This window comes from Intrasporangium sp., from assembly GCF_032907665.1.
In the GTDB taxonomy this organism is placed as follows: domain Bacteria; phylum Actinomycetota; class Actinomycetes; order Actinomycetales; family Dermatophilaceae; genus Intrasporangium.
In genome coordinates, this window is the sequence record NZ_JAJJPG010000138.1 from 2,296 (window position 1) to 8,809 (window position 6,514).

A 6,514-nucleotide genomic window follows, 5' to 3' on the forward strand; every position below is an offset into this window, starting at 1 on the left:
GGCACAATGACCCGGTGCAACCGTTGTCGCGTCGAGGTGCGCTGCTGCTGGTGCCGGCCGGGTTCGCAGCTCTCGCGGCCCGATCGGTGGCGGAGAGCCTGCTCGACCCCGTCGCGGCCGCGGCCCGGGAGGCCTTCGACAGCGTGGGCGGACTCGCGCGCAGTGTCGTGCCAGCGCCCTCATCCCGCACCGACACCGCTGCCCGCAGAGCACTGTCGAGGTCAGTCCGCGCGGCGATCGGTGGCCGGTCGGACGTCGGTGTGAGCGTGCTCGACCGCCGCACCGGGGCCTGGTGGCACCACCACGGTGACGTGGCCGCCCGGTCCGGCAGCGTCTCGAAGGTGCTCATCGTCTCCGCCGCGCTGCGCAAGGCTCGTGCGGCAGGCGCAACCCTCACCGCGCGCCAGCGGGACCAGGCGCGACTGGCCATCACGCAGAGCGACAACGCCTCGGCCGACGCACTCTACGCCTGGATCGGGGGGCACTCGGCCGTCCGTGCCCTCGCCCGAGATCTTGGTCTGGCCTCGACCGCTGCCGCGAAGCCGGCGAGCCACTGGGGCCTGACCATGACGACGCCGAACGATCTCGTCAGACTCATGGAGCGACTCACGTCCGGCACTCCCGCGACCCACCGCGCCGATGACGCTGCCGTGCTGGACCTCATGGCCCGGGTCGTCGACGGGCAACGCTGGGGGGTCGGGACGGTTCGGTCCGCGTCCGTCGCGGTCCACGTCAAGAACGGCTGGATGCTGGTCGGCAACCCCTGGGTGATCAACAGCGTCGGCGACGTCCGGGGCGCCGGGCGCAACTACGCCATGGCGCTCATGATGAGCGCGCAACCCGACGTGGACACCGGGATCACCCGGGCCAGCCGGATCGGGCGCGCCGTCTTCGCGGCCCTGGAGGACCCGCTCCGGTGATGGTGCGGCTGCGACTCGATCTCGCCTACGACGGCACGGAGTTCTCCGGGTGGGCAGCGCAGCCGTCGCTACGCACGGTCGAGGGCGTGCTCGCCGCGGCCCTGGACACAGTGCTGCGGACACCTGAGCCGGTGAGCATCACCGTCGCGGGGCGCACCGACGCCGGAGTCCACGCCCGGGGCCAGGTCGCCCATGTCGACGTCGACGCGCGGACGCTCACGCGCCTGCCCGGGCGTTCGGAGCGGACCCCCGAGCAGTCGCTGCAGCGTCGGCTCGGTGGCCTGCTGCCTACCGACATCGTCGTGCACCGGGTGACGCGGGCCCCGGATGGATTCGACGCCCGGTTCTCGGCGCTGGAGCGTCACTACCTCTATCGGCTCGCCGACACCACGGCACTGCGAGACCCGTTGCGTCGCCACGACACGGTGTGGTGGCCACGGGACCTCGACGTCGCTGCCATGGACGAGGCCGCGCAGGGGCTCCTCGGTCTCAGGGACTTCGCGGCGTTCTGCAAGCGGCGGGAAGGGGCGACGACGATTCGCACTCTCCTCGAGTACCGCTGGGCGCGACTCGAGGACGGCGTCATCGCCGCGAGGGTCCGGGCGGACGCCTTCTGTCACTCGATGGTCCGCTCCCTCGTCGGAGCGGCCGTGGCGGTGGGGGAGGGCAGGCGGCCCGTCGACTGGCCCGCCGAGCTGCAGCGCAGGGCGGAGCGGGCATCGGAGATCCGCGTGATGCCGGCCCACGGCCTCAGCCTCGAGAGCGTCGCCTACCCACCCGATGAGGCGCTGGCGGTCCGAGCCGACGTCGCCCGATCCAGGCGCGACGAGCTCACCCCTCGGGGCCCGGCGACCGAGCCCGGACGTGTGGTTTGATCGACGCCATGCTCCGTCGACCCCGGGCCCTGCCGCCCGCCACCCGGCTGGCCGGGAGCGTCACCGTCGTCGCGTCCCTCCTCCTGCTCACCGGCTGCGCCGCGGACTCCCCGGGTGAGGATGGAACCGCCCCATCCCGACCGTCCTCGGCGGCGACGTCAACCGGGGGAACGGGCGACCCAGCAGACGGCACCACGGGCAGCGCGACGACGGGAGGCCCTGGCACCACACCGACCGCGACCGCCCCGGTCGATGCCGCGGACGCAGTCCAGGGCAAGAGCCGGGCCTACACCGTCATCCCACCCGAGGGCTGGGGCGAGGCGACCGACGAGGTGGGCACGATCCCGGGGATCGACCTTGTCCTCATGTCGTCGGAGAAGGTGGCCGGCTTCAACACCAACCTCGTCATCCACGTCGCTGCCGGTGACGCCACCCTGCTGGAGGCGGAGCTCGCGAAGGGTCGGGACGACCTCAGGGAGCAGGGTCGCGCCGTGACCGATGCCCCCGAGATCACCGTGGCCGGCGCGCGGGCGACGGGCTTCACGACCTCGTTCAGCCAGCAGGGCGTGGACGTCGTCGCCCGCTCCTACGGCCTCCACCGCGACGGGCGGGTCTACCTGCTCACCCTCAGCTCGGCGAGGTCGGCTGCGGCGCAGGCGGCCGCCGCGCTCGACACCCTCGTCGAGAGCTGGACCTGGGCCTAGCCGCCGCCCCCTGCCACTCGCGCACGGTTCGGCCTGTGCGTCGGCGTGGACCTGGGGGTGAGCCGGTCGCGGCCGGCGCCCGGGCAGGCGGCCAGGTCACCCGGGTTTCGATAACCGCATGACCGGGCCCAGCGGCATACGTCACTCTTGTCGATTGTGGGACACGTCGACGTCAACTCCGTCAGCTACACCCTGCCCGACGGCAGGGTGCTTCTTCGCGACGTCTCCGTCCGGGTGGGCGAGGGCGCCAAGGTCGCGCTCATCGGCCCCAACGGCACCGGCAAGACGACGCTGACGCGGATCATCGCCGGGGACCTCGACCCGCACGAGGGCGCAGTGACCCGCTCCGGAGGCCTCGGGGTCATGCGTCAGTTCATCGGCAAGGTCCGCGACGAGTCGACGGTGCGCGACCTGCTCGTCTCGGTGGCACCCGCGAGGGTCCGCGCGGCGGCGGAGGAGATCGACCGCACGGAGCTGCTCATGATGGAACGGGACTCCGAGGACGACCAGATGGCCTACGCCCACGCCCTCGTCGAGTGGGGCGAGGCGGGTGGCTACGAGCAGGAGACCGTCTGGGACCAGTGCACGATGGCGGCGCTCGGCGTCCCCTATGAGAAGGCCCAGTGGCGCAAGGTCACGACGCTCTCGGGCGGTGAGCAGAAGCGGCTCGTCCTCGAGGCCCTGCTGCGTGGGCCCGAGGAGGTCCTCCTGCTCGACGAGCCGGACAACTACCTGGACGTCCCCGCCAAGCGATGGCTCGAGGAGGCCCTCGTCGCGAGCCCCAAGACGGTGCTGTTCATCAGCCACGACCGGGAGCTGCTCGACCGTGTCGCGTCGCGGATCGCCACCCTCGAGCCCGGAGCGGCCGGCGCGAGTCTCTGGGTCCACCCGGGCCGGTTCTCCACCTACGCGCAGGCGCGCGCCGACCGCAACGCGAAACTGGAGGAGATGCGCCGTCGCTGGGACGAGGAGCATGCCAAGCTCAAGACCCTCGTGCAGACGCTCAAGGTCAAGGCGACCTACAACGACGGGATGGCGTCGCGCTACCAGGCGGCCCAGACGCGGCTCGCGAAGTTCGAGGAGGCCGGGCCGCCTGAGGCGATTCCCGTGCTCCAGCACGTCCGGATGCGCCTCACGGGGGGCCGAACGGCCAAGCGCGCCCTCGTCGCGGAGCAGCTCGAGCTCAGCGGGCTGATGAAACCCTTCGACCTCGAGGTCTGGTATGGCGAGCGCGTCGCGATCCTCGGGTCCAACGGCTCGGGCAAGTCGCACTTCCTGCGCCTGCTTGCGAGCGGCGGCACCGACCCCGAGCGGGAGCACCAGCCGGTCGGCGACGTGCAGCCGGCCCCGGTGCCCCACACGGGTCTCGTGCGACTCGGGTCGCGCGTGCGGCCGGGGTGGTTCGCGCAGACGCACGAGCACCCCTCGCTCATGGGACGCACGCTCCTCGAGATCCTCCACCGTGGGGACGAGCACCGGGTCGGCAAGCCTCGCGAGGAGGCGGCGCGGGCGCTCGACCGCTACGAGCTCGCCCGCGCGGGGGAGCAGCGTTTCGAGTCCTTGTCCGGGGGCCAGCAGGCGAGGTTCCAGATCCTGCTCCTCGAGCTGTCGGGGGCGACGATGCTCCTGCTCGACGAGCCGACGGACAACCTCGACCTGCACTCGGCGGAGGCACTCGAGGAGGGGCTGGAACGCTTCGAGGGAACGGTCGTCGCCGTGACCCATGACCGGTGGTTCGCCCGGAGCTTCGACCGGTTCCTCGTCTTCGGGGCCGACGGTCGTGTCTACGAGTCGGACGTGCCGGTCTGGGACGAGGGGCGGGTGGTGAGGGCGCGCTGACCCGCGCGGTGAGGCCGCGCTGACCCGCGCGGTCAGCGCGACATCGCGTAGCTGATCGCCACCCGCACGGACTCGGTGATCGCGCTCGGTCCCCCGAGGAGGAAGGCTCGCGTCGGGTTGAGCCGACTCAGGGTGTCCCTCGTCGCGGTCGGCAGTGACGCGGAGCGCGTCAGGAGGAGCGGGACGCCGTCCCGGCCCGCGGCTGCAGCCCCGGAGAGCGCGTCCGGGAACGTCTCGCCGGACGCGACGTAGACCGTCGCTGCGGCAGCGTACTCCGCGGCGACCCGGGCCGTCGTCGCATAGCGGTCCGCCCCGGCGAGTCGAGTCACCGTGCCCGTCGTGGCGAGGGGGCGCAACTGGTCCACGACCGGATCCGAGACGGCGGCGGGGCCACCGAGGACGACGATGCGGCTCGGTGCGAGCCGGCGCAGGGCGTCGGCCGTCGCTGTCGGCAGGCTCGACGCGCGGGTGAGCAGCAGCGGCACGCGGTCCCTCCCCGCGATCGCCGCACCGGAGAGCGCGTCGGGGAACGTCTCGCCCGAGGCGACGTAGGCGACCGCGGGCCCGCTGGCGTAGTAGTCCGCGAGCCGCGCGGCGGTGGCGTAGCGATCGCTCCCGGCGACCCGCTCCATCGTGCCGCTCGTCGTGAGGGAGGCCAGGGCCTCGGCGACCGGTTCGGCCACGCTGTTGACTCCGCCGAGCACGACGACGCGGCCGGGCTGGAGCCGGACCATGGCGTCGCGGGTCGCCGTGGGCAACGACGTCGGTCGCGTGAGGAGCAGGGGACCCCGGTTGAAGGCCGCTCGTGCGGCCCCGGCCAGGGCATCGGGGAACAGGAGGCCCGAGGCCACGTAGACGACGTCGACACCCGGCGCGTAGCGCGCGGCTGCCACAGCGGCGGCGGTCGCGTAGCGGTCCGGGCCGGCGAGTCGGGTGACCGTCACGGTCGGTGCGATGGTGAAGTAGTTCGACGAGAGCCCGGTGCTGTAGGTCGGCCAGGGTCGGGCGGACCTCAGGTCGTTGCCTGTCCTGTCGACGTAGGTGTAGCTGCCTCCCGAGGTCACGCCCTCCACCCGGACCGTGAGGACCCGCCCACCCCACGAACCGTAGCCATCGCGGGAGAGGATCTGGACCCGCTGCACCTCGTGGATTCCGAAGTAGGACTCGAGAGCGCTGACCGGCAACTGCCCGGTCCAGTCGTGGCGCTGGTTGATCGACACGTCGTCGTAGGGGTCGGAGTGGGCGCGCAGGTAGGGGTGGTCCGGTGACGCCGGTGCGGCGTACCCCCCGTTGGACGAGGAGAACATCGTTGTCGCGAGCCGCGTGACGCCGTCGCTGAAGCGGAACGAGAGCACGACCTTGTCGGTCGCGGTGACGGCAGCGTCGGTGTTCGCGGTCTCGTAGTACGTCACCGTGCCGTCGGCATTGCGCCGGCCGAGGCCCTTGTACACCTGACAGGCCACCGTGTCACAGGTGTCGTACCACGACGTGCTGCCCGTGCGACGGGAGGCATACGTCCGCGCCGCCACGGACTGGGCCCGCAGGGCCGCAGTTGCCCACGACGAGGGCATCTCTGCGGGGACGACGCTGCGCAGGTAGGACTGCATGGTCACATCGTTGGCGGTGCCCACGGTGCTCGAGGAGCGCCAGATGGCGAGGACCGAGCCGCGATAGACCCGTCGCTCGCCGGGCAGGAGGACGTCGACCGTGCCGACGGATGTCGAGAAGCGGACCGGGCAGATGGCTCCGCTCCGGTAGACCGACCACGAGGATCCGTTCCAGGAGTCGAGGGAGCACGTGTTGGTCGTCGCTCCCGTGGCCCGGACCCGCCACTGGGTCGGCGTGGTGGGCAGCGTCGTCGAGGTGCTGCCGATCCTCACGGTGAGACCGGAGCGGGCCGGCACGGTGAGGACGCCGTCGTTGTCGACCGTGATGCCGACGCGCAGAGAGGCGAGCGCCTCCTGGACCCGTTGGGTCCCCGGGTAGTAGAAGTCGAGGATCTGTCCGTAGGTCAGGCCTTCGAGGGCAGCGCCGTGGGCGCCATACTGCGACATGCCGATTCCGTGGCCGAAGCCCCCTCCCGTGATGTCGTAGCTGCCGTCCGAGGGGCGCGGGTAGACCTCGGCACCGGGCTGCGGTGCGGGCAGGGCGGCTGCCACCTGCGGTGCCGCGGCTG

At 72.2% G+C, this 6,514-nt stretch carries 5 protein-coding genes; 4 read left to right on the forward strand and 1 reads right to left on the reverse strand.

Annotation, left to right across the window (positions count from 1 at the left end; translation table 11 throughout):
• From LOY02_RS15970 to LOY02_RS15985, 4 genes are all read left to right on the forward strand, one after another.
• Positions 1–920, forward strand: a 920-nt coding sequence (locus LOY02_RS15970) for a serine hydrolase (RefSeq protein ID WP_317183358.1), incomplete at its 5' end; no start/stop codon positions are given.
• Positions 920–1,795, forward strand: coding sequence for a tRNA pseudouridine(38-40) synthase TruA (truA, locus tag LOY02_RS15975; RefSeq protein WP_317183359.1), 876 nt, complete (start codon positions 920–922; stop codon positions 1,793–1,795). The genes LOY02_RS15970 and truA, both read left to right, overlap by 1 nt.
• A gap of 8 nt (positions 1,796–1,803) precedes the next feature.
• Positions 1,804–2,499, forward strand: coding sequence for a hypothetical protein (locus LOY02_RS15980; protein WP_317183360.1), 696 nt, complete (start codon positions 1,804–1,806; stop codon positions 2,497–2,499).
• Between the two features lie 156 nt (positions 2,500–2,655).
• Positions 2,656–4,338, forward strand: a complete 1,683-nt coding sequence (locus tag LOY02_RS15985; RefSeq protein WP_317183362.1) for an ABC-F family ATP-binding cassette domain-containing protein — start codon at positions 2,656–2,658, stop codon at positions 4,336–4,338.
• 32 nt (positions 4,339–4,370) lie between these two features.
• Here LOY02_RS15985 and LOY02_RS15990 read toward each other — a convergent pair.
• Positions 4,371–6,514, reverse strand: a 2,144-nt coding sequence (locus LOY02_RS15990; RefSeq protein ID WP_317183361.1) for a cell wall-binding repeat-containing protein, incomplete at its 5' end; no start/stop codon positions are given.

Coding starts and splice junctions, on each gene's coding strand:
- LOY02_RS15980 (WP_317183360.1), top strand. CDS start 1,804: ATGCTCCGTCGACCCCGGGCCCTGCCGCCCGCCACCCGGCTGGCCGGG.
- truA (WP_317183359.1), top strand. CDS start 920: ATGGTGCGGCTGCGACTCGATCTCGCCTACGACGGCACGGAGTTCTCC.